17 protein-coding genes are annotated in these 22,565 nt (G+C 67.2%); 5 read left to right on the forward strand and 12 right to left on the reverse strand.

The annotated features are described in order from the left end of the window. Window positions 1-19: 19 nt before the first annotated feature. Window positions 20-2,905 carry an autotransporter domain-containing protein gene (locus VER16_RS13595; protein ID WP_324808991.1) on the reverse strand — a complete coding sequence of 962 codons (2,886 nt, stop codon included), beginning with the start codon at window positions 2,903-2,905 and terminating at the stop codon, window positions 20-22. 265 nt (window positions 2,906-3,170) lie between these two features. Between VER16_RS13595 and VER16_RS13600 the strand changes: the two genes are divergently transcribed. From VER16_RS13600 to treA, 4 genes are all read left to right on the forward strand, one after another. Continuing rightward, the gene (locus VER16_RS13600) at window positions 3,171-3,671 is read left to right on the forward strand and encodes an RNA polymerase sigma factor (protein WP_324809578.1); all 501 of its coding nucleotides are present in this window, start codon (window positions 3,171-3,173) and stop codon (window positions 3,669-3,671) included. Between the two features lie 14 nt (window positions 3,672-3,685). Next, window positions 3,686-4,636, forward strand: a complete 951-nt coding sequence (locus VER16_RS13605; protein ID WP_324809580.1) for a FecR family protein — start codon at window positions 3,686-3,688, stop codon at window positions 4,634-4,636. Between the two features lie 10 nt (window positions 4,637-4,646). After that, a complete protein-coding gene (locus VER16_RS13610; protein ID WP_324808993.1) occupies window positions 4,647-7,439 on the forward strand; it encodes a TonB-dependent receptor in 2,793 nt (930 codons plus the stop codon). Window positions 7,440-7,583: 144 nt separating this feature from the next. After that, window positions 7,584-9,203 (forward strand): alpha,alpha-trehalase TreA, encoded by a 1,620-nt coding sequence (treA, locus tag VER16_RS13615; protein ID WP_324808995.1) that lies wholly within the window; start codon window positions 7,584-7,586, stop codon window positions 9,201-9,203. 68 nt (window positions 9,204-9,271) lie between these two features. Here the strand turns inward: treA and VER16_RS13620 are convergent, their stop codons facing one another. The 8 genes from VER16_RS13620 to murJ form a co-directional block, all read right to left on the reverse strand. After that, complete coding sequence (locus VER16_RS13620; protein WP_324808997.1) at window positions 9,272-9,949, reverse strand: lysoplasmalogenase; 678 nt, start codon at window positions 9,947-9,949, stop codon at window positions 9,272-9,274. Next, complete coding sequence (locus tag VER16_RS13625; protein WP_324808999.1) at window positions 9,946-11,829, reverse strand: peptidase M61; 1,884 nt, start codon at window positions 11,827-11,829, stop codon at window positions 9,946-9,948. Before VER16_RS13625 ends, VER16_RS13620 begins: the two co-directional genes overlap by 4 nt. A 102-nt stretch (window positions 11,830-11,931) precedes the next feature. Next, the gene (locus VER16_RS13630; protein WP_324809001.1) at window positions 11,932-12,519 is read right to left on the reverse strand and encodes a hypothetical protein; all 588 of its coding nucleotides are present in this window, start codon (window positions 12,517-12,519) and stop codon (window positions 11,932-11,934) included. 317 nt (window positions 12,520-12,836) lie between these two features. Then, window positions 12,837-13,787: a 4-hydroxy-3-methylbut-2-enyl diphosphate reductase gene (gene ispH / locus VER16_RS13635; protein ID WP_324809003.1), complete on the reverse strand. Its 951-nt coding sequence runs from the start codon at window positions 13,785-13,787 to the stop codon at window positions 12,837-12,839. Window positions 13,788-13,814: 27 nt separating this feature from the next. After that, entirely contained in the window at window positions 13,815-14,339 is a 525-nt protein-coding gene (gene lspA, locus VER16_RS13640) for a signal peptidase II (RefSeq protein WP_324809005.1), read from the reverse strand. Then, window positions 14,339-17,170 carry an isoleucine--tRNA ligase gene (gene ileS / locus VER16_RS13645; RefSeq protein ID WP_324809007.1) on the reverse strand — a complete coding sequence of 944 codons (2,832 nt, stop codon included), beginning with the start codon at window positions 17,168-17,170 and terminating at the stop codon, window positions 14,339-14,341. Before ileS ends, lspA begins: the two co-directional genes overlap by 1 nt. Continuing rightward, entirely contained in the window at window positions 17,167-18,114 is a 948-nt protein-coding gene (locus tag VER16_RS13650; RefSeq protein WP_324809009.1) for a bifunctional riboflavin kinase/FAD synthetase, read from the reverse strand. The genes ileS and VER16_RS13650 overlap by 4 nt, the downstream gene beginning before the upstream one ends. Window positions 18,115-18,189: 75 nt before the next feature. Next, on the reverse strand, window positions 18,190-19,794 hold the full coding sequence (gene murJ, locus VER16_RS13655) for a murein biosynthesis integral membrane protein MurJ (protein ID WP_324809581.1): 1,605 nt from the start codon (window positions 19,792-19,794) through the stop codon (window positions 18,190-18,192). Between the two features lie 117 nt (window positions 19,795-19,911). Between murJ and rpsT the strand changes: the two genes are divergently transcribed. After that, complete coding sequence (rpsT, locus tag VER16_RS13660) at window positions 19,912-20,181, forward strand: 30S ribosomal protein S20 (RefSeq protein ID WP_005408560.1); 270 nt, start codon at window positions 19,912-19,914, stop codon at window positions 20,179-20,181. A gap of 218 nt (window positions 20,182-20,399) precedes the next feature. On the opposite strand, the gene cgtA is transcribed toward rpsT, so the two are convergent. The 3 genes from cgtA to rplU form a co-directional block, all read right to left on the reverse strand. Continuing rightward, entirely contained in the window at window positions 20,400-21,452 is a 1,053-nt protein-coding gene (cgtA, locus tag VER16_RS13665) for an Obg family GTPase CgtA (protein WP_324809013.1), read from the reverse strand. 216 nt (window positions 21,453-21,668) lie between these two features. After that, window positions 21,669-21,932, reverse strand: a complete 264-nt coding sequence (gene rpmA / locus VER16_RS13670; protein ID WP_004148333.1) for a 50S ribosomal protein L27 — start codon at window positions 21,930-21,932, stop codon at window positions 21,669-21,671. Between the two features lie 18 nt (window positions 21,933-21,950). Next, window positions 21,951-22,259 (reverse strand): 50S ribosomal protein L21, encoded by a 309-nt coding sequence (gene rplU, locus VER16_RS13675; protein ID WP_006424709.1) that lies wholly within the window; start codon window positions 22,257-22,259, stop codon window positions 21,951-21,953. Between the last annotated feature and the right edge of the window lie 306 nt (window positions 22,260-22,565).

The raw sequence follows: 22,565 nt of genomic DNA on the forward strand, positions 1-22,565 counted from the left end.
CCGCCGGTGCGCCCTTTACTCAGAACGCGTAGCCGAGGCCCAGCATCACGCCGTTCTGCACCTGGCCATCGCGGCGCTCACCGACGTAGTCGACCATCACCGACAGGCGGTCGCTGGCGCGGCTGGTGACGCCCAGGTTCCAGGCCAGCACCTGCTCGCCCAGCGTCTGGCTGCTGCTACCGAACACCAGGTCCGGGGCGGCGGCGAAGCCGGTGCTGTAGCGGGCCTGGGTGTCGCCCAGTTCCTTCTGCCAGACCACGCGCGCGCGCGGGGTGATGCGCTCGCCATTCTTTCCATCGAAGGTCTTGAACAGCTGCAGGCCGGCACCCACGCGGATGCTTTCCAGGCTGTCGCCACGGCCGGCCAGTGCGCCGGCGCCCTGCCCTTCATTGAAACGCGTGGCCGAGGTACGCGCGTAATCCACCACCGGCAGCAACGGCTGCACCACCAGGCCGTTGCCGGTGGTGAAGCTGAAGCCGTGTTCCAGGCGCGCGGAGATCGCATCGTTGTTGTACTTGGCGCGCAGCGGATCGCCCAGGCCGTCGATGCCGGCAATGCCGCGACGGGTGTCGTGGCGCAGGTCGGTGTAACGCACGGCTGCAGACAGGTAGCCTCGCGCATAGGTGGCATCGATGTAGCCACCGATATCCAGCGCGCGCACGTCACCGGTGAAGCCGGAACCATCGCGGGCCTTGGTCGACATGTCGGCCGCGGCAACGCTCACGCCCAGGCTGACGCGGTCATCGGCCACGCGCGTATCGGCACCCAGCACGATGCCGCCCACAGTGTGGGTCAGGCCGGCCACGCCGCCGTCGCCATCGATGCGGCCGTGGCTGCCGAAGCCGCGGCCCCAGAAGCCGTGGTTGCGCGTGCCTGCGCCGCCGTCCGAACCCGCTACCGCCTGCGCGGCCGGCTCCACCAGATGCATCGCCAGTTGGTTGAACAGGCTGCCGTTGGCCATGCCCGGCTGTGCCGAGGCGGCCTGCGCTGCCTGCGCGGCCAAGCCACCGGCATCGCCACTGCCACTGCGCAGGCCGGCCTGGTGCTGGGTGACCACGCTGCCGATGCTGCCCAGCAGGGCGTTGTCGGCCAGGCGCAGGGTGGCGTGCGCATCACCGCGCAGGGCACCGGTCTGCTGCGCGATGACATCGCGGTCAGCGAACTGCAGCGCGCCCAGCAGCGACTTCAAGCCGGCGTCCTGGCGCTCACCCGCTGCAGCCAGGGCCACGCCCAGGCTCTGGTTGCCGTTGCTGGCGGTCAGCTGCGCCAGCTCGTCGAAGCCCGGGTTGGCGGTCAGCGACAGGCCGTCTTCGCTCTGGTGGATGTTGAAACTGAGCAGCGAGTTGTGGCGCGGGCGGAAGACTTCGTTGTCGGTGATGCTGGCGCTGTAGCCGGTATCGCCCAGGCGCACGGCATCGGCAAAGCCCTCCTCGTAGATCGGGCCGGTGACCAGTTCGCGCTGGTAGTTGCCGGCGTAGAAGCCCTGGGCGACATTCAGTTCCAGGTGCGCGCCGGGCGAGATGACCAATGCGCCATCGTTCTGCCCACCGCTGTAGAAGCTGCCCACGCGCAGGCGGCCCGCTTCGCTGCCACCGGCTTCGGTGACATCGAACAGCACCTTGCCGCCCGGCATGATGTTGACGTAGCCATGGGTGACCAGATCGCCGCCGCGCGGCATCAGCGTGCCGTATACGCGCAGGCGGTTGAAGCCATCCTCGCGCAGCGACGGGCCGGTCGCGCCAAGCAGGGCATCGGTATCGGTTTCCAGCGAGGCGATGTCGCCGTGGCCGACCACCATGCCATCGGCCATCACCCGCACTTCCGGCGCGCGCAGGGCACCGCCTTCCAGGGCGATGGTGCCGCCATCGACCAGCATGAAATCGGCACCGGTGGTGGCCGAGGTGCGCCAGGTGCCGCCCTTGGCGACGCGGATCACGCCGGCCGAATTGGCCAATGCTGACGCGTCGAGGTCGGCCAGGCGCAGCTGGCCCAGCAGTTCCTGCTGGATGCCGGCATCGTTGAGGTAATCCTGTACCGAGAACGCGCCGATGCCGTTGGGACCGTTGCTGGCGGCGTTGTAGATGCTGACCGCGTAGTTGATGTAGGTGGTGTCGTACTCGTCGTCGTTCCAGCGCGCGAAGTCATCCTCGACAAACGCCTGCAGCTGGCGAGCGGTGGACAGGTAGCCCGGGTTGATGTCACCGCTGACGTTGCCGGTGACGGTCAGCGTATCGCCCGGGTCGCGGTAGCCGGCCTCGGTGATGATGTTGTTGCTGTAGATGTCCTGGCCCGGGAAGAGCTGCAGGCTGCGGCCGCTGCCATCGGGATCGAAGCTGACCGAGGTGCCGGTGGTACGGGCCGGGTCGCGGAAGACCAGCAGGCCGTTGGGCGCCACCACTTCATACATGGCCTTGTGCAGCAGGCCGGCGTCCATGCCGCCGCCATAGTTGCCGGTGTAGATCTCGGTCATCCGCGGCGAAGGCGCATAGGTGATCCGCCCACCGCTGCTGGCCGCGTGGATCTGCACCGAATCGACCACCGGCAGATCGCCGGCCAGGTAACGGTTGACGCCGCCGGACTGCATGATCGAGCACGAGGAAATGCAGTGGCCGGACACGATGGTGTCAAGGCCGTTGGTGCGGATGACGGCCTGCAGCCATTCACCGGCGATCAGCGCGCCACCGTTGGAGGTACGCAGCACCACTTCGCGGATCGGGCGGCCTTCGGCCTGTGCCTTGGCCAGCAGCGCCGGCAGCGCGACCACGTCGGCGAAGGTGACGCCACCGCTGAGGACGACGCGATCATCCTGCACGTGGTAGTTCATCGCCCCTGCGTCGCCGATCGCGCCCAGCGTTGCCATTCCCACCAGGCCGGCCAGGGCCAGGCTCAACTTCGAATGCTTCATTGCGGTTTCTCTCTCCAAACCCGCACCACGCGGGACGGAAGCAGAACGCAGCAGCGCGCTCATCTCCCCCAGTGGCGGCCGCGCAAAAATCTGAATGCATTCATGAATGCTCCATCAGAAACGCTGCGGGCTTCCCCCTGGAGTCACCGTCTTGTAAAACTCGATCCCGCGTCCGTCGTTCGAGGCCTTGCTCCTGTCCGCCCTTTCCCCCCTGCCCCGTCGCCCGCCGGACCCGGCCGGGGTTCCGGATGCGTTCGCCGCGTTCGTGCGTGAGGAACATGCGCCGCTGTGCGCCTTCCTGCGTGCGCGCGGTGTTGGCCGGGAGGATGCCGAGGACATCGCGCAGGACTGCATGGAACGGCTGATCCGCTATCGCGGCCATGACAACGACGCGCTGCGCCTGCTGCTGTACCGCATCGCCCGCAATCGCCTGGCCGACCGCGGGCGATCGCCGCAGGCGCGCCGCCACCTGGCACTGGATGAACGCGATGGCAGCGAGGAGCCGCAAGGCACTTCTCCCGATCCGCTGCGTCAGGCAGAATCCGGGCAGATGATCGCCCTGCTGCGACAGGCACTGTTCAAGCTTCCCGAACGTGCCCGCGAGGTGTACCTGCTCAACCGCATCACCGGGATGAGCTACGCACAGATCGCCCGGCATTGCGGCATCACCGCCAAGACGGTGGAAAAACACATCGCCCGTGCCCTGCAGGGCCTGCGCAAGGAGCTGGGCAGCAATCCTCTCCACACTGATGGAGATAGTGAGTGACCCGCGACGCCTACATGGATGACACGTTGCTGTTTGAACGCGCAAGCGCCTGGGTGGCCCGCCTGGAGGCCCCCGACTGCACCTCGATCGAGCGCGAGGCCTTCGAGGATTGGCTGGCCGAGCACCCGTCCCACGTCAAAGCCTGGGTACAGGCCGAGACGCTGCACCAGCGCAGCGCCGGCCTGTCCGGTGACCCGTGGCTGCGTACCGCTGCCGCACGCACCGCGCGCGCGCCCGTGCGACGCTGGCTGCCTTCGGTGGCGGCGGCGGCCGGCATCTGCCTGGCGGTGGGCATGGGCTGGATGGTCTATACCGACGGCAACCCCACACCGCAGATCTACGCCAACGCCAGCCACCTGCCGCAGGTCCGCACGCTGGCCGATGGCAGCATCGCCACCCTGGACGCCGGCACCACGCTGAGCGCCCGGTTCGGCTGGCGCAAGCGCGAGCTGGAACTGGAGCGTGGCCGCGTGCAGCTGCAGGTGGCCGCGTCCCTGCGCGCACTGCGGGTGCAGGCGGGTGGCAGCAGCATCCGTGACATCGGCACCACCTTCCAGGTCGAGCGCCTGAACGATGGACGGGTGGAAGTGGCGCTGCTGGACGGTGTGGTGGAAGTGACCAGCGGCCGTGCCCAGCACACGCTGGCGCCAGGCCAACAGCTGCAGGTGCTGCCGTCCGGGCGCATCCAGCCGGGCCCGCAGCTGGCCTCCACCGCTGCAGCCGAGGCCTGGCCGGAGGGGCGGCTGGTGTTCGATGCCACGCCACTGTCCACCGTGGTCGAACGCATGAACCGCTATGGCAGCACGCCGCTGGTGATCGCCGACCCGGACATCGCCGACCTGGCAGTGAGCGGCAGTTTCCGTGCCGGCGATGCGCACGAACTGCTGTCCGCCCTGGAACTGGGGTGGTCCATCGCTGGCCAGCCGCGCAAGGATGGCGCGCTGGAACTGCGCCGCACGTACTGAGGCGGCGCGGATGCCGACCGCCGGGGCACTGCGGCAGGGCCTGATGGCCCTGTTGTGGCTTGCCGCGGCCGACGCCCTGGGTACGCCCGTTGCTACGGCTGCTGCAACCCCACCGGCTGCCACGGCCAGCACTGAATACCGCATTGCCGGCGGCCCGCTGGTACCGGCACTGCAGCAGTGGGCGCGGCAGAGCGGCCAGGCATTGGTATTCGACGCCCGCGAACTGGCTGATCTGCGCACCAGCGGCACGCAGGGGAGGCAGGAACCGGCCGCCGCACTGAAGGCGCTGGTGGCCGGCAAGCCGGTCAACATCCTGCGCACGCCCAGCGGCGGCTTCGTGCTGCGTCGCCATGCCGTGCCTGCGGCAGCGCCATCCACACCCGCACCGGCACCTGCCCCACCGCCCCCACAGCGGCCAGCGCAGGTGGAGCTGGCGCCGATCCACGTCACCGGCAGCCGCCTGCCGCGCACCTCGGTGCAGACCACCCTGCCGGTGACCGTGATCGAGCACGAGGACATCCTGCGCAGCGGCTACGGCACCCTGTTCGACCTGCTGCGCCATCTTCCCGGGATGAACGGCCACCCGCCGTTGAGCACCTCGCGCGGAGGGGATTCGCTGTACCTGCCGGTGGGCGCGGCTGCGACCACCAGCCTGGATGGCATGGGGCCGCGCGCGACCCTGTTCCTGGTCAACGGCCGCCGCCTGCCGCGCTATCCCATGGTGTCGCTGGAGGAAGGCGCGTTGACCGATCTTGGCGGCATCCCGCTCAGTTTCGTCGAACGCATCGAACTGGTGCGCGGCGGCACTTCGGCCATCTACGGTGCCGACGCGATGTCCGGCGTGGTCAACATCATCCTGCGCGACCAGGCCGAAGGCCCCGAGGCCACGCTGCAGACCGGGGTCAGCAGCCGTGGCGACGGCGACCAGCAGCGCATGCAGGCCGCCACCGGCGGCGTGCGCGACAACGGCGACCGCTGGTTTGCCGGCATCGACCTGCACCGCATCCGCCACGTGGCCGGCGACCGCCGCCGCTGGCATGCCGACAGCGCGCTGTACCCGATCGGCCTGATCCTGGCCAATGGCGATTACTACCCCGCCACCGAATGCCATGCGCCACTGCAGGAGCAGGAGGACGGCTGCTGGTACGACAGCGTGCGCCCGCGTTCGCTGCAGCCGGCCTCGGACACGGTGGCCGGCTATCTTCGCTATCGTCACGAGCGTGGCGAAGGCCGCTATGCCTACCTGGAAGCGCGTGGCAGCCACAGCCGCCAGCGCTTCGAGCTGGGGCCGACGGCGGTGGCATTGAACTTCGGCAGTGCACTGCTGAACGTGGTGCTGCAGGAAGGTGGCGAGGTGCAGCCGCGCGTGCGCAGCAGCGAAGGTGACCTGACCTTCGGCGTGGGCCGTGAGCAGGCAGGCCGACGCTGGGAGGCCGGACTGAGCGCGCAGCGCAGCCAGGTGGACCTGCGTACCGGCGGCGCCGTGCGCAGTGAGCGCCTGCTGGAAGCGGCGCTCGCGCTGGACTTCCTGCCGGGCTTTTCCACCCTGCCACCGGGCCTGGCCGAGGATCTGTTTCCCTCCATCCGCAACCGCGGGCGCACCACGCAGTTGCAGGGCTGGTGGGGCATACAACGCGAGCTGATGGACCTGCCGGGCGGCAAGGCGCAGCTGGCCACCGGCATCGACCTGCGCCAGGAGCGCTGGCTGTCGCTGCCCGACCCGTTGCTGGGCAAGGGTGAGCTGGCCCTGGGCATGCCACTGGAGCAGCGCCGGCTGTCGCGTGAAAGCAGTGCCGCATACGCCGAACTGGGGCTGCCGCTGACCTCGACACTACGGGCCGATCTGGCCGCGCGGCTCGACCACGATGGCGGCGATGATGCGTTTTCCCCGCGAGCCGGGCTGCGCTGGACCCCCAGCCCGCACTGGTCGTTCCTGCTGGCCAGTGGCCGCGGCTATCGTGCCCCCAGTCTGTTTGAACAGCGGCGCCCGCCGGCCTACTTCGGCCTGTACGCCCTGCCGCCTTCGGACACCCTGCCGCCGTGCGCGCGCCCCCTGCGTGACGGCGGCTGCGCGGTGCGGGTGGACGTGGTGGAGAACGATGCGCTGCGCGCCGAGACCTCGCGCAGCCATTCGCTGGCGGCCAGCTGGACGCCGACAGACACGTTCTCGCTGACGCTGACCCACAACATCGTTGAACTGCGCAACGAGATCCTCGCACTGCAACCCAGCGATGCGCTGTGGAACCCCGACACGTGGGAACTGGACGAGCGTGGCCGCCTGCGTGACCTGCGCCTGTCCTTCGACAACATCGGCCGCACCAGCTCGCGCAACTGGGTGCTGCGTGGCGAGTACCGCATCGACACCGGCCGTGATGGCCAATGGCTGTTCTCGCTGGACGCACTGAAGCAGCAGACGCTGCGCCGCGACCGCGCCCACGGTGAATCGATTGACCTGCGCGGCCATGCCACGCCTGCGCTTGCCGGCATCATCAACGTGCAGTGGCAGAACCCGGCGTGGGACATCGCCCTGCGCGGCAACCGCGTGGGCCGCACGCGTGCGTGGCTGGCCGGTGAGGACTGCCCGCAGGCACAGCATGAGGCGCATCGCTGCATGAACCCCGCGCAGCTGCGCTGGAACCTGCACCTGGCGCGCAAGCTGAGCCCGCGCGTGGTGGCCGCGCTGGACGTGCACAACGTGCTGGATACCGCACCGGTGAACTACCTGGTCGGCAGCGGCGGGCAGATGGCCGGCCTGGATGATCCGCTTGGCCGTTACTTCCTGCTGACCCTGCAGTTCCGCTGACGCGCTTTTGTAGAGTCGAGCTTGCTCGACTGCTGTTGGCAGAAGCAGTCGAGCAAGCTCGACGCTACGCATTGCACGGCAGCCCGCAAACCGCTTTCACGCCTCCTCACCTACAGTGGCACCACACCCTTCTGGAGGCACGCCATGCGTCCCTCGATGTTCCAGGCCGGTGCGTCGCTTGCATTGCTGTTCTGCATGGCCGCTGCAGCCGCCGCAGCACCCACCCACGCCACTGCGCCTCCCGACCAGCAGCTGGCCCCGCTGTTCCAGCAGGTACAACGCGCGCACCTGTTTGCCGACCAGAAGACCTTCGCCGACGCCGTGCCACGCCAGCCGGCGGCGGCCGTTCTGGCCGACTGGCAAACCGCCCAGCAGCAACCCGGCTACACCCTGCGCGATTTCGTCGCGACCCGCTTCGACGTACCCGGCGATGCACCCGCCTACGTGCCCCCTTCCGGAGAGACGCTGCGCGCGCACATCGAAGGCCTTTGGCCGGTGCTGCAACGGCACACCAGCCGCGTCGATCCACACGGTTCACTGCTGCCACTACCGCATCCCTACGTGGTGCCCGGCGGCCGCTTCCGCGAGGTCTACTACTGGGACAGCTACTTCACCCTGCTCGGCTTGGCGTCCAGCCAGCGCTGGCAGCAGGTGCGCGACATGGTGGACAACTTTGCCTGGCAGCTGGACCAGTACGGCCACATCCCCAACGGCAACCGCAGCTACTACCTGAGCCGTTCGCAGCCACCGTTCTTCAGCCTGATGGTGGAACTGCTGGCCCGCCACGAAGGTAACGACGCGTACCGGCGCTACCTGCCGCAGCTGCGCATCGAACACGCGTTCTGGATGCACGGCGCCGAAGACCTTGCACCGGGCCAGGCGCGCGAACGCGTGGTGCGGTTGGCCGACGGCCAGCTGTTGAACCGCTACTGGGATGCGCGCGCCGTGCCGCGTACCGAATCGTGGACGGATGATCTGGCGACGGCTGCGCAGGCATCGCAGCGGCGGCCCTCGCAGGTCTATCGCGATCTGCGGGCCGGTGCGGAATCCGGCTGGGATTTCAGCTCGCGCTGGCTGGATGACCCGGCGCAGCTGTCCAGCATCCGTACCACGTCCATCGTGCCGGTGGATCTGAACAGCCTGCTGTTCCAGCTGGAACAGACGCTGGCGCGCGCCAGCACGGTATCCGGTGCGACTGGCGATGCGCGCCATTTCCAGCGGTTGGCGGCTTCACGCCGCGAAGCCATCAACACGCAGCTGTGGGATTCACGCCAGGGGCACTACGTCGACCGCGACCTGGACAGCGACCAGCAACGCCCCGCCCTGACCGCCGCGGCGCTGTTCCCGCTGTGGCTGAAGATTGCCGACACTGCGCAGGCACGACGTACCGCCGATGCCGTGGAAGCCGGCCTGCTGCGCTCCGGTGGCCTGCTGACCACCCAGCGCGACACTGGACAGCAATGGGATGCGCCGAACGGCTGGGCGCCGCTGCAGTGGGTGGCCGTGGACGGGCTGCAGCACTACGGCCAGCAGGCGCTGGCACGGACCCTGGGCGTGCGTTTCCTGCGCACCGTGCAATCGGTCTACGACCGCGACGGCAAGCTGGTGGAAAAGTACGTGGTGGATGGCTCGGCCAGCGGCGGCGGTGGCGGCGAATACCCGCTGCAGGATGGCTTCGGCTGGAGCAACGGCGTCACGTTGGCGCTGCTGGATCGTCTGTGCGCCCCAGAGCGCACCTGCGAAACCGCGGCCGATGTCGAATGACCGCATTTGTATGTAGAGTCGAGCCATGCTCGACTGCTGTTGGCAGAAGCAGTCGAGCAAGCTCGACTCTACAAAGGCCGGCTGCCCACCGAATGAGCGATGGCGTACTGCGCGGCGTAGTACGTGGACAGCACCAGCAGGCTGGCCAGTGGCAATCCGCCAGCAAACCGATCCCAGGCCAGCAGTGAATCGCTGGCGACGAACAACACGGCGCCCACCGCTGCCCAGCGTGCGCTGCACGATTCCGGCGCAGGCGCCTGCGGGCGAGCCCACGCACGTGCCAGCGCCAGCACCGCCATCGACGCCAGCACCACCACGTAGGCCAGCACCGGCATGCGCATCGGCGCCGGCAGGTGCGGCCACAGGCCCATCACATTGAGCGTGGCGAACGCGCCCAGCAACACGAACGCGGCCACCAGACCACGGCCCGCACGCAAGCCAGCACGGAACGCGACGATGTAGCAGACGTGGGCCAGCAGGAACGCGACCAGCCCCGGCACGAACGCATCCACCGGCAGCATCAGCGCGATGTCGCCTGCGCAGGACAGCAGCATGCCCAGCAGCACGGCGCGCCGATAGGACGGCGATGCCGCCGGCCGCGCCTGCCAGGCAATGGCCGCGATCAGCAGCGTGGTCGCTGGCTTGGCCAGCCAGTGCAGCCAGCGGCCATCGCCGTGCAGGAAGGCGCCAACGATGGCCAGGATCGCTGCCAGCAGGATCAGGCCATCGCGGCGCCCGTGCATCATCGGGCCTTCCACAGCTCGGCAAGGCGGTCCGGCTTGCCGGCGATGCGTTCCAGCACCGGGTACTGCAGGCCACCGTGGTAGTCGATGTTCATCGTCTCGATGCGGTCGAACTGCTTGACCAGCAGCACGATGGGCGCTTTGTCCTTGGCCGCGGCAGAGACGGCGTCTTTCAGGCGCTCGCTGCTGTATTCGCGGCCACCCACGGCAATCACCTTCATGCCCGGTGCCAGGCCGGCATTGAAGGCCGGGCTGTCCCAGATCACGTCGCCCACCACGCCGGTGTCGAGCACGGTGGCACCCAGCGAGTAGGCCAGCAGCGCGGCCTTGGCGCGCTTTTCCTGGGCCTTGTAGGCCTCGTTCGGCGTATCGCGGTAGGCCAGCTTCCACCCGGCGCGTTCGAGGCCACCGGTCAGCGTGCCATGGCCATCCAGACGCTCCCGCAGGAAGCTGGCCCAATCGAAGGCTGCGATGCCATTGAGCGTCGCCACCACGTCGTCGAAGGTGTACGTATTGACGTCCCACGTGCCGTTGCCGACGCCGAAGAACGCACGTGCGAAATCATCCAGGCTGCGGCGGTTGCCACTCAGCTCGCGCAGCTTGCCTTCCACGTCCAACCACAGCATCTGCCCACCGGAGTAGTAATCCTCGCTCATCTGGTAGTTGCGGTAGGCCAGCCCGCGACGCTGGGCGATGGTGGGGTCGTTGGTGGTGTCCTGCAGCGGCCGCCACGCCAGGCCCGGACGGCCACGGTCATAGGTCGCCGCGACATTGGCCAGCATGTCGCGGGCCTGGTCGGCCGACCACAGGCCCGAGCGCGCGGCCAGCACCTGGCCCCAGAACTGGGTCTGGCCTTCGTAGACCCACAGCAGGCTGTCGCCCATCGGCACGTTGAAATTGGCCGTGGCCAGGTCCGCACCACGACGGTACTTGCCGTTCCAGGAGTGGGTGTACTCATGCGGCAGCAGATCGCGCATCCACGCGTTCTTGTCCCATTCGGTGAAGTAGCCCGGGGCCGCGCTGTTCTCGCTGGAACGGTGATGTTCCAGGCCGATGCCACCGAGGCGGTCGGTCAGGGCCAGCAGGAATTCGTAGTGATCGTAGTGGCGCGCGCCGTACAGCTTGTCGGCCTGCTGCACCAGCGCGCGATGCTGCTTGATCTGCGCCTCGGTCGGCTTCAGCGACTTGGCGTCGTCGGCGAACACGTTCAGGTGCACCGGCACCTTCGCGCCCGGGTCGAGGTCGATGCGCTGGTGGTGCTCGCCGGCAAACAGCGGCGAATCGACCAGGTGGTCATAGGAGATCGGCTTGAACACCACGGTGTCGCCGTCGCGGCGCGCGGTTTCCAGGGCGGTGGCATATGCCCAGCCCTTGGGCAGGGTCACGCTGGCCTGCGCCTGCAGGTTGCGCGCATCGACGCCGGCCGGATACAGCGAGTTGGCGTTCCACTGCAGGTTGAGCATTTCCGGGGTCATCACCACCCGGCCCTGGCTGCCGCCCTGCGAGGAGAGGAAATCGAAGTGGGCGACGATCTCGCTGACACCCTCGGGCACGTCCACCTTGAACGCGTACACGTTGAACTGGTCGCGCTGCCAGGCCAGCGGCTTGCCGTTGGCGGTCACGCGCAGGCCGGCCAGCTTGTCGATGGGGCCGGTGGGCGAATGGTTGCCGGGAATCCACTGCGGGTACAGCAGGGTGACCGGACCGGGCGTGACCGGCACGGTGGCGGTCACCTTGAAGATGCGACGGGCAAGGTCACGTGCATCCACATCGATGCGCAGCAGGCCAGGCGCCGCGGCATCGCCCGGTGGCGGGGTCTGCGCCAGCGCAGGCGTGGACGCCAGCGCGAACAGCACGGACATCACCAGGGCACGGGTCTTCATCAGGCAGGTTCCAGCTACGGTAGAACCTTTGATGCTAGGCCCGTGCAGTGCAGAACCCCATGGCCGAAGGTCATGGTCGAGAGAACTGGTGAGGCACGACCATCACGGGAGCTGATTCGACGCCCCTTCCTTTTCAGCCGCGTCGATTTGCGCTTTCAATCGCGCCGGATCTTCGATCCTGACACCGGTCAAGCACCTTGAGCCGGTTGCATCGAAAAACACCGTCGACGCCGAGCCTCCCTGAAAGTGCGCATAACCCAGTACCGGCGCAGGAGAATCGGCCAGCGGCGCCCATACGATCTTGCCAAGTGTCAGCTTCGTCTTCGCAACCTCCCGCTCGACACACCCGCCAGATGCTTTCACAACGATCACGGTCTGGCCTGACCGTTGATCAAGCTCGGTGGCAAGTTCAATTCCACCGAAATTCCGGGCGATCCCAGAGACCAACGCAGCGTCCGCGCCGGAGCCGCTCTCGATATCCAACGCATCAGCGGCGGCCTGCGGCCCGACGCTTCGCGCCACCTCCAGCCTCTCGATGTAGTCCAGCGCTGCCAGTTGCGAAGCTTTTGCGGCGGGACTCCATGCTTGAGAAGAAGGTGCCGCCGCAACCGCTGCGAGGGGAATGAGCGCAGACGTGATCAGTAATGACTTCATTGTCACTCTCACGAATTCAGCGAAGATGATTCGCATCGTAGTGGCCCTCATGGTGCCAGGTCACTGCTGTGGACGAGGATCCCGCAATTGTCCGCCCGCGTCCCCTACGTGAAAATGCGACGCGCGTTTGTCCGCCTCCAGCAGTTCGACCGATGTCAGCCTCATCCGAGCGCCGGGCCATGCCCGGCGATCAACCTGCCAGAAGTGGATCCACGCCATGCATGGATGAATTACATCCACAAGCAGTGCGAACCAAGGTTCGCACCTACCATTCGGGCGGGTTCGCACCCACCATTCGGGCTGGTTCGCACCCACCACTCGGGCTGGTTCGCACCCACCAAGGGGATTGCCGGTCAGTCGACCAACCGCAGCCGCAGTTCCTTCGGCAGCGCGAACACCATCGATTCCGGCTCGCCATCCAGCTCGCCCACGCCGTTGGCGCCCAGTTCGGCCAGGCGGGCCAGCACGCCATCCACCAGCACCTGCGGTGCCGAGGCGCCGGCGGTCACGCCGATGTGCTGCTTGCCTTCCACCCAGCGCGGGTCGATCTCGTGCGCGCCGTCGATCAGGTAGCTCTCCACGCCTTCGCGGCGGGCAAGCTCACTCAGGCGGTTGGAATTGGAGCTGTTCGGCGAACCCACCACCAGCACCAGGTCGCAGCGCTTGGCCAGGTCACGCACGGCGTCCTGGCGGTTCTGCGTGGCGTAGCAGATGTCGTCGTTCTTCGGGCCCTGCATCTGCGGGAACCGCTCGCGCAGTGCCTCAATGATGCCGCGCGTGTCGTCCACCGACAGCGTGGTCTGGGTGGTGTAGGCGAAGTTCTCCGGCTGGTTGATCTCCAGCGTGGCGACCTGCTCCACGTCCTCGACCAGGTAGATCTGGCCGGTACCGGCTTCGCGGTTCCACTGGCCCATGGTGCCTTCCACTTCCGGATGGCCGGCGTGGCCGATCAGCACCACGTCACGGCCGGCACGGCAGTGGCGGGCCACTTCGAAGTGAACCTTGGTCACCAGCGGACAGGTGGCGTCGAACACTTTCAGACCACGGCGCTCGGCTTCCTGGCGCACGGCCTGGGAAACACCGTGCGCGCTGAAGATGACCGTGTTGTTGTCCGGCACTTCATCGAGTTCCTCGACGAAGATCGCGCCGCGCTGCTTCAGGTCATCGACCACGAAGCGGTTGTGCACCACTTCATGGCGGACATAGATGGGCGCGCCCAGCGTTTCGATCGCGCGCTTGACGATCTCGATCGCGCGATCGACACCGGCACAGAAACCACGCGGGTTGGCGAGCAGCACATCCATCAGTTCAGTCTCCCGGCAGCGGCCGGCTTACGGTTTCGGGCTGGCATTATCCGCCTTTTTGGCGGACTTGCCGTCGAACAGGCCAAACAGAGCGATGCCCACGGCACCGACCACGATGGCCGAGTCGGCAACGTTGAATGCCGGCCAGACGTGGTCACCGATATACCACTGGATGAAATCGACCACGTGACCGTGCACCTGGCGGTCGATCACGTTGCCGATGGCACCACCGATGATCAGCGCGTACGGCACGGCCGCCTTCCAGTTGCCGCGGGCGGTGCTGCGCAGCCACCACGCCATCAGGCCGCTGATGGCGATGGCCAGCACGGTGAAGAGGTACTTCTGCCAGCCACCGGCGTCGCTCAGGAAACTGAATGCCGCGCCGGTGTTGTAGGTGCGGTACCAGTTCCAGAAGCCGTCGATGACCACCACCGGCTGGAACTCCGGCAGGCTCGACAGCACCCAGGCCTTGGACCACTGGTCCAGGCCGATGATGGCGGCCGACAGCAGCAGCCAGACCAAGGCGTTCGGATGCGGACGGGGCGCGGCCATCAGAACCAGCTCCGCACTTCACCGGCACCGGTGATGTTGCCCGCGCAGCGACCACACAGTTCCGGGTGGTCGGCATGGCTGCCGACGTCGGCGCGGTGGTGCCAGCAGCGCACGCACTTGGTCTTCTGGGTCGGCTGGGCGCTGACGAACACCTCGTCGGTGGTCGCCGGGCGCACCTGCACATCGCCGCTGATGAACAGGAAACGCAGTTCATCGGCCAGCGGCTGCCACTTCGCGGCCTGTTCTTCGTTGGCGGCGATGGTGATCTCCGCTTCCAGCGCGGCACCGATGGCACCGTTGGCACGCATCGGCTCGAGCACCTTGGCCACCTGCTCGCGCACGGCCAGCAGCTGGTCGAAATCAGCGGCATTGAGCTGGGCATCGGCCGGCAGCGGCGCCAGGCCGTCGTACCAGGTGGTGAACAGCACGTGCCCGGCACGCTCGCCCGGAAGGTAGCCCCACAGTTCGTCGGCGGTGAAGGTCAGGATCGGTGCGATCCAGCGGGTGAACGCTTCGGCGATGTGGTACATCGCGCTCTGCGCCGAACGACGACCGTGCGAATCGGTCGGCATCGTGTACAGGCGGTCCTTGGTCACGTCCAGGTACAGCGAGCCCAGATCCACGCTGCAGAAGTTCAGCAGCAGCTGGACGATCTCGGCCATGTTGTAGTTGTCGAACGCGGCCTTGATCTTCTCCTGCAGTTCCCAGGCGCGGTGCACGATCCAGCGGTCCAGCGCGACCATCTCGTTCAGCGGGCGCAGGTGCTGGGCCGGATCGAACCCATCCAGGTTGCCCAGCAGGAAGCGCGCGGTGTTGCGCAGGCGGCGGTAGGCATCGGCGTTGCGCTTGAGGATTTCCTGCGACAGCGACATCTCGTTGCTGTAGTCGGCCGAGGCGATCCACAGGCGCAGGATGTCCGCGCCCAGCTTGTTCATGATGTCCTGCGGCTCGATGCCGTTGCCCAGCGACTTGGACATCTTGCGGCCGTGCTCGTCCACGGTGAAACCGTGGGTGAGGCACTGCTTGTAGGGGGCACGCTGGTCGATGGCCACGCCGGTCAGCAGCGAGGACTGGAACCAGCCGCGGTGCTGGTCGGAACCTTCCAGGTACAGATCGGCCGGCTTGCCGAAACCACGTGCGGCCAGCACGCCTTCATGGGTGACGCCCGAATCGAACCAGACGTCGAGGATGTCGGTGACCTTCTCGTAGTCGGCCGCTTCGGCGCCCAGCAGTTCGGCCGCGTCCAGCGAATACCACACGTCGATGCCCTCGGCTTCGACGCGGTCGGCGACCTGCTGCATCAGCTCCACCGTGCGCGGGTGGATCTCGCCGGTCTGGCGGTGGGTGAACAGTGCGATCGGCACGCCCCAGGTGCGCTGGCGCGAGATGGTCCAGTCGGGGCGACCGTCGACCATGCTCTGGATGCGCGCCTTGCCCCAGCTCGGGAACCAGCCCACGGTGTCGATGGCGGCCAGCGCGTCGTTGCGCAGGTTGGCCTTGTCCATCGAGATGAACCACTGCGGGGTGGCGCGGAACACCACCGGCGTCTTGTGGCGCCAGCAGTGCGGGTAGCTGTGGCGGATCGGGTGGAAGGCCAGCAGCGAGCCGTTGTCGCGCAGCACGCCGACGATGGCCTCCTGCGCCTTCCACAGGTGCTGGCCGGCCAGCACCACGTCACCGGCCGGCGGGGTCGATTCCAGGTACACGCCACGGCCGTCGATGGGGGTCACCTGGCCGGCGTTGTACTTGTCCAGCAGGCCGTACTTCTGGCTGACCACGTAGTCTTCCTGGCCGTGGCCGGGGGCGGTGTGCACCGCACCGGTACCGTCCTCGTCGGACACGTGTTCGCCGTTCAGCACGAGGATTTCGCGCTCGGGGTAGAACGGGTGCGCCAGCAGCTGGTTTTCCAGCGCGGCACCGTTGGCTTCACCGTGCAGCACCACCTCTTCGACGCCATAGCGCTGCAGCGCGCGCTCGGCCAGAGCGGCGGCCAGCACCAGCCAACGGCGCTTGCCGTTGTGCGCCGGGCCTTCGGCCAGCACGTAGCGGATGTCAGCGCCCAGCGACACGGCCAGCGAGGCCGGCAGCGTCCATGGGGTGGTGGTCCAGATCGGCACGGCCACTTCCACGTCGCCCGGCAGGCTCACGCCGAAGGCCTGGGCCACGGCCTGCGCATCGCGCGCGGCGTAGGCCACGTCGATGGCCGGCGATTCCTTTTCCTGGTATTCGATTTCAGCTTCGGCCAGCGCCGAGCCGCAGTCGAAGCACCAGTAGACCGGCTTGGCGCCGCGCACCAGGTGGCCATTGGCCACCACCTTGGCCAGCGCACGGATCTCATTGGCTTCGAAATCGAAGCTCAGGGTCTTGTACGGGTTGTCCCAGTCGCCGGTCACGCCCAGGCGCTTGAAATCGGCGCGCTGGATGTTGATCTGCTCTTCGGCGAACTCACGGCACTTCTGCCGGAATTCGACGGCATCGAGCTTGGTGCCGACCTTGCCCCACTTCTTTTCCACCGCGATTTCGATCGGCAGGCCGTGGCAATCCCAGCCCGGCACGTAGGGCGCATCGAAGCCGGCCAGGTAGCGCGACTTGACGATGATGTCCTTCAGGATCTTGTTGACCGCGTGGCCCAGGTGGATGCGGCCGTTGGCGTACGGCGGGCCGTCGTGCAGCACGAACAGCGGGCGGCCGGCGGCGTTGTCACGCAGCTGCTGGTAGAGCCCCTGCGCTTCCCACTGCGCCAGAATGCCCGGCTCGCGCTTGGGCAGGTCGCCGCGCATCGGGAATTCGGTGGCTGGCAGGTTCAGGGTGGTCTTGTAGTCCTGGCTCACGCAGTGGCTCGCAATCTATGTTCGGAAAGGATGGCACGCGCCTGGTCGGCGTCGCGGTGCATCTGGTCGGTCAGTGCCGCCAGATCATTGAATTTCTCTTCGTCGCGCAGCTTGGCAACGAATTCCACGTCGATGTGGCGGCCGTACAGGTCGCCCTGGAAATCGAACAGGTGGGCTTCCAGCAGCGGCTCCACGCCGTCCACCGTCGGCCGGGTGCCGAAGCTGGAGACCGACGGCCACGGCTGGTCGAACACCCCGTGCACCCAGGTGGCGTAGATGCCCGACAGCGCAGGCGTCTTCGGAAAGCGCAGGTTGGCGGTGGGAAAACCCAGCGTGCGACCGAGCTGGCGCCCACGCACCACCCGCCCGCTGATTGCATAAGGGCGACCGAGCAGATCGTTGGCACGGGTGAAATCACCGGCCTGCAGCAGCTGGCGGATGCGGGTGCTGGAAATACGCTCGCCGTGCAGGTCGACGGCTTCGATCTCGCCGGCGCTGAAGCCCAGCTCGCCGCCCATGGCCTGCAGCAGCGCCAGATCGCCACGGCGGCGGTTGCCGAAGCAGAACTCCGGGCCGATCCATACCTCGCGCGCACCCAGGCGATGGACCAGCAGCTGGCGCACGAAATCCTCGGCCGGCATGGCCGCCATCGCCGCATCGAAGCGCAGCAGGCCGACCGCATCGGCGCCCAGTTCGCGCAGGATCGCGACCTTGCTGCGGGCCAGGGTCAGCCGCGGCGGCGGTGTGCCCTGGGCAAAGAATTCGCGCGGCAGCGGCTCGAAGGCCACGGCCACGGCGGGTACGCCCAAGGCGCGCGCGCGGGCGACCGCGTGGCGGACCAGCGCACGATGGCCCAGGTGGAGGCCGTCGAATGCACCGATACAGACCACGCTTCCGTTGGGGAACAGCTCCCCGCCCTCGACGCTTCTGAACAGCCTGCTCATCAACTCTCGTTCCGGCCCACCCGGGGCCGCCGCTTCAATGGTGTAACCCTGAAGTATAGCCGTGGTGGGCCACGATCAATGCCCGCGCAGGTCGCGGGGGCGGAAGCCCATGGCCAGCATGGCCACGCCATAGGTCGCGCCACCGCCGCCGACCAGCAGCGCCAAGGCGCCGATCCGCTCCCACACGCCCATCGCCGAGAAGGCAGGCAGCCAGTGCAGCAGGGCCAGCAGCACGCCGACCATGGCCGCGCAGGCCACCAGCAGGCGCACCAGATAGCTGCCCCAGCCCGGCCGGCGCTGGTAGACATCGGTCTTGCCCAGCCAGTACCAGAGCAGGCCCAGGTTCAGGTAACTGGACAGCGCGCTGGCAATGCCCAGCGCCAGGTGCAGGCCGGGCTGCTTGCCGATGGCGGCCATCACGCCCTGCGCCTTCAGCTCGTCGGGCACCATCACCTGGTACAGCACGGCCAGCAGGGCGAAGTTGAACACCATGTTGGCCACCAGCGCGGCCACGCCGGCGCGCACCGGGGTCCGGGTGTCCTGGCGGGCATAAAAGGCCGGCAGCACGACTTTCAGCAGGGCAAAGGCCGGCAGGCCGAAGCTCAGGCCGTACACCGACAGCGCGGTCATGCGGGTGTCGAAAGCGCTGAACTGGCCGTGCTGGAAGATGGTGGCGATCAGCGGCTCGGCCAGGAACAGCAGGCCCAGCATGGCCGGCACCGAGATCAGCAGGGTCATGCGCAGACCCCAGTCCAGCGAGCGCGAGAAGCCTTCGCGGTCGGTGCTGACGTGGTGGCGGGCCAGTGCCGGCAGGATCACCGTGCCCAAAGCCACGCCGAACACGCCCAGCGGCAGCTCCAGGAAGCGATCGGCCAGCGACAGCCAGGACTGCGAGCCGTCGGTCAGCTTGGCGGCGATGACCGTATCCAGCAGCAGGTTGATCTGCGCGACCGAGGAGCCGAACAGTGTCGGCACCATCAGGGTCATCACCTTGCGCACGCCCGGGTGGGTCCAGCCCCAGCGCGGCAGGGTCAGCAGGTTGATGCCCTTCAGCGAGGGCAGCTGGAACAGCAGCTGCAGGATGCCGGCGGCCAACACCGCCCAGCCTAGCGCCAGGATCTGCTTTTCCGGGGTGCCGCCCAGCCGCGGCGCCAGCCACAGCGCGCCGGCGATCATGCACAGGTTGAGGATGACCGGGGTCAGCGCCGGCATGGCGAAGCGCTGGAAGCTGTTGAGCGCGCCACCGGCCAGGGCGGTGAGCGAGACGAACAGCAGGAACGGGAAGGTCAGGCGGAACAGGTCGACCAGCAGACCCTGCTTGACCGGATCGGTATCAACGCCGCTTGAGAACACCGACGCCAGCTGCGGCGCGAAGATCAGCGCCACGGCGGTCACCAGCATCAGGATGCCACCCAAGGTGCCGGCCGTGCGCGCCATCAGTTCGCGCAGCTCCGCATGGCTGCGGGTCTCTTTCACTTCCGTGAACACCGGCACGAAAGCGGTCGCGAATGAGCCTTCGGCGAACAAACGGCGCAGGAAATTGGGTACCCTGAAGGCGACCCAGAAAGCATCAGTGATGGCGTTGGTGCCGAACGTGGTGGTCACCACGAAGTCCCGGACAAGTCCGAGAACGCGCGAGACCATGGTCATGCTGCTGAACGACAGCAGGCCCCGCAACAACTTGGGTGAACTCACTCAGCGTCCCTCTTGACAATCGACTTGACGTGCATTTCTTACGCCATCATACTAGCTAGCTTGCTGTTCCCATAACACCGATTTTTTCAGGAAACCACCACCGTGGCCAATATCAAGTCCGCCAAGAAGCGCGCCAAGCAGACCGTCGTGCGCAACGCGCGCAACGTGGCTCAGCGCTCGATGCTGCGCACCGCTGTCAAGAAAGTGATCAAGGCGCTGGACGCCAACGATGCCGCCGGCGCCGAAGCCGCCTTCGCCGTTGCCCAGCCGATCCTGGATCGCTTCAGCGCGCGTGGCCTGATCCACAAGAACAAGGCTGCTCGTCATAAGAGCCGCCTGAACGACCGCATCAAGGCCCTCAAGGCCGCCTGATCCGGCGTTGCCGCCCCGCCCTTCGGGGTGCGGGCAGCAGACAAAAGCCCGGCCCCGGCCGGGTTTTTTGTTGCCTGCGATCCGCCCCATGTAGAGCCGAGCCCATGCTCGGCTGCTGTTCGCACGGCCAGCCGAGTATGGGCTCGGCTCTACAGAAAAGCGGCAGCCCACAAAAAACCCGGCCGAAGCCGGGTTTTTCGTGCGGAACCTCAACGGCATTACTGCGCGTTGCGGGCTTCCAGCTCGTCTTCCTTCTGGCGATCAAAGAACGCCATGATCCGGCTCATGATCGGGAAGGTGCCTTCACGACCCAGCGCCGAGACCAGGAACCACGGCTCCTTCCAGCCCAGCTCGGCCACGATCTGCTCGGCCGCGGCCTTGGCCTCGTCCTCGAACATCAGGTCGGCCTTGTTCAGCACCAGCCAGCGCGGCTTCTGCAGCAGCTCCGGGTCGTGCTTTTCCAGTTCGCGCTCGATGGCACGCACCTGCTCGACCGGGGAAATGCCTTCCACGCCACCCTCCATGGGGGAGATATCCACCAGGTGCAGCAGCAGGCGGGTGCGCTGCAGGTGGCGCAGGAACTGCGCGCCCAGGCCGGCACCGTCGGCCGCGCCTTCGATCAGGCCCGGAATGTCGGCGATGACGAAGCTGCGGTAGTTTTCCACCTTCACCACACCCAGGTTCGGGTACAGCGTGGTGAACGGGTAATCAGCCACCTTCGGCGTCGCCGCCGACACCGCGCGGATCAGGGTGCTCTTGCCGGCGTTGGGGAAGCCCAGCAGGCCGACGTCGGCCAGCAGCTTCAGCTCCAGCTTCAGCGTGCGCTCTTCGCCCGGCTCGCCCGGCAGTGCCTGGCGCGGCGAGCGGTTGGTCGAGCTCTTGAAGTGCATGTTGCCCAGGCCACCGCGGCCGCCCTGCGCCACCAGCAGGCGGTCACCGTGCTGGGTCAGGTCGCCGATGATTTCGTCGGTGGCCACGTTGATGATCACGGTGCCGACCGGCACGGTGATGGTCAGGTCTTCGCCACCCTTGCCATAGGCCTGGCGGCCCATGCCGTTCTCGCCGCGCTGCGCCTTGAAGATGCGGTCATGGCGGAAGTCGACCAGGGTGTTCAGGTTTTCGTCGGCGCGGATGTACACGCTGCCGCCCGCACCGCCGTCGCCGCCGTCCGGGCCGCCGAGCGGAATGAACTTCTCGCGACGGAAGCCAATGCAGCCGTTGCCGCCGTTGCCGGCGAACACTTCGATTTCTGCTTCGTCTACCAGTTTCATTGTTTCGATGCCTGCGATGGGCGCGGCCTGCATGCCGCCGCCTTGCTTGAATGTCGTGCCGGATGCGCCCCGGCTGCCGGGGCCGCGCCCCGCGATCGGGCCGTGCCCGTTGTACCACTGATTCCAACGAAAAGCCCCGCCGAAGCGGGGCTCTTCATGCAACGTGCGGTTCGACCAGCAATGCCATGCCGGGGCATGGCGGCCGGCCAGGCCTTATCAGGCTTCGACCGACACGACGCTGACGGTGCGACGCTTCTTGGCGCCCTTCACCGAGAACTCCACCTTGCCGTCCACGAGGGCGAACAGGGTGTGGTCGCGGCCGAGGCCGACGCCCGAACCCGGGTGGAACTGGGTGCCGCGCTGACGCACGATGATGTTGCCCGCCTCGATGGCCTGGCCGCCGAAGATCTTGACGCCCAGGTACTTCGGGTTGGAGTCGCGACCGTTGCGCGAGGAGCCTACGCCCTTTTTATGTGCCATGACTGCTTCTCCTGATGCTTAGCCGGCGATGCCGGTGATCTCGATTTCGGTGTAGTACTGACGGTGACCCTGACGCTTCATGTGGTGCTTGCGGCGACGGAACTTGATGATCCGGACCTTGTCAGCACGACCCTGGGACAGGACCTTGGCGGTGACGGCAGCGCCCTTCAGCGCATCGCCCAGCTTCACGCCATCGCTGTCGCCCAGCATCAGGATGTTGTCAAACTTGATCTCGCTGCCGACTTCGACTTCGAGCTTTTCGACGCGGAGCTTTTCGCCCTGCGCCACGCGGTATTGCTTACCGCCGGTGACCAGTACTGCGTACATGACCAGACTTCCTTTGTAGTTATTGTGGCCTATGGACTGCCGCCATCGAGGGCGAACAGAAGCGGGATTGTACGCAGATCAATGCCAGCCGGTCAAGTCAACCCCTGGGCGGCCCTGAACGGCCCCCTGCCCCACCCCTGTGGAGCCGAGCCATGCTCGGCTGAACGGTTGAAGGTCCAGGCAGCCGGGCATGGCTCGGCTCTACACAAAGCTGTCGCGTGGTCTCACAGGGTGAGACACCCGGCTGGCATTGTCGCCCATTGCCCCCATCTGGTCACCTCGGTAGGCTGACCGATTGCCGTCCCC

Source organism: Stenotrophomonas sp., assembly GCF_035634915.1.
Classification (GTDB): domain Bacteria; phylum Pseudomonadota; class Gammaproteobacteria; order Xanthomonadales; family Xanthomonadaceae; genus Stenotrophomonas.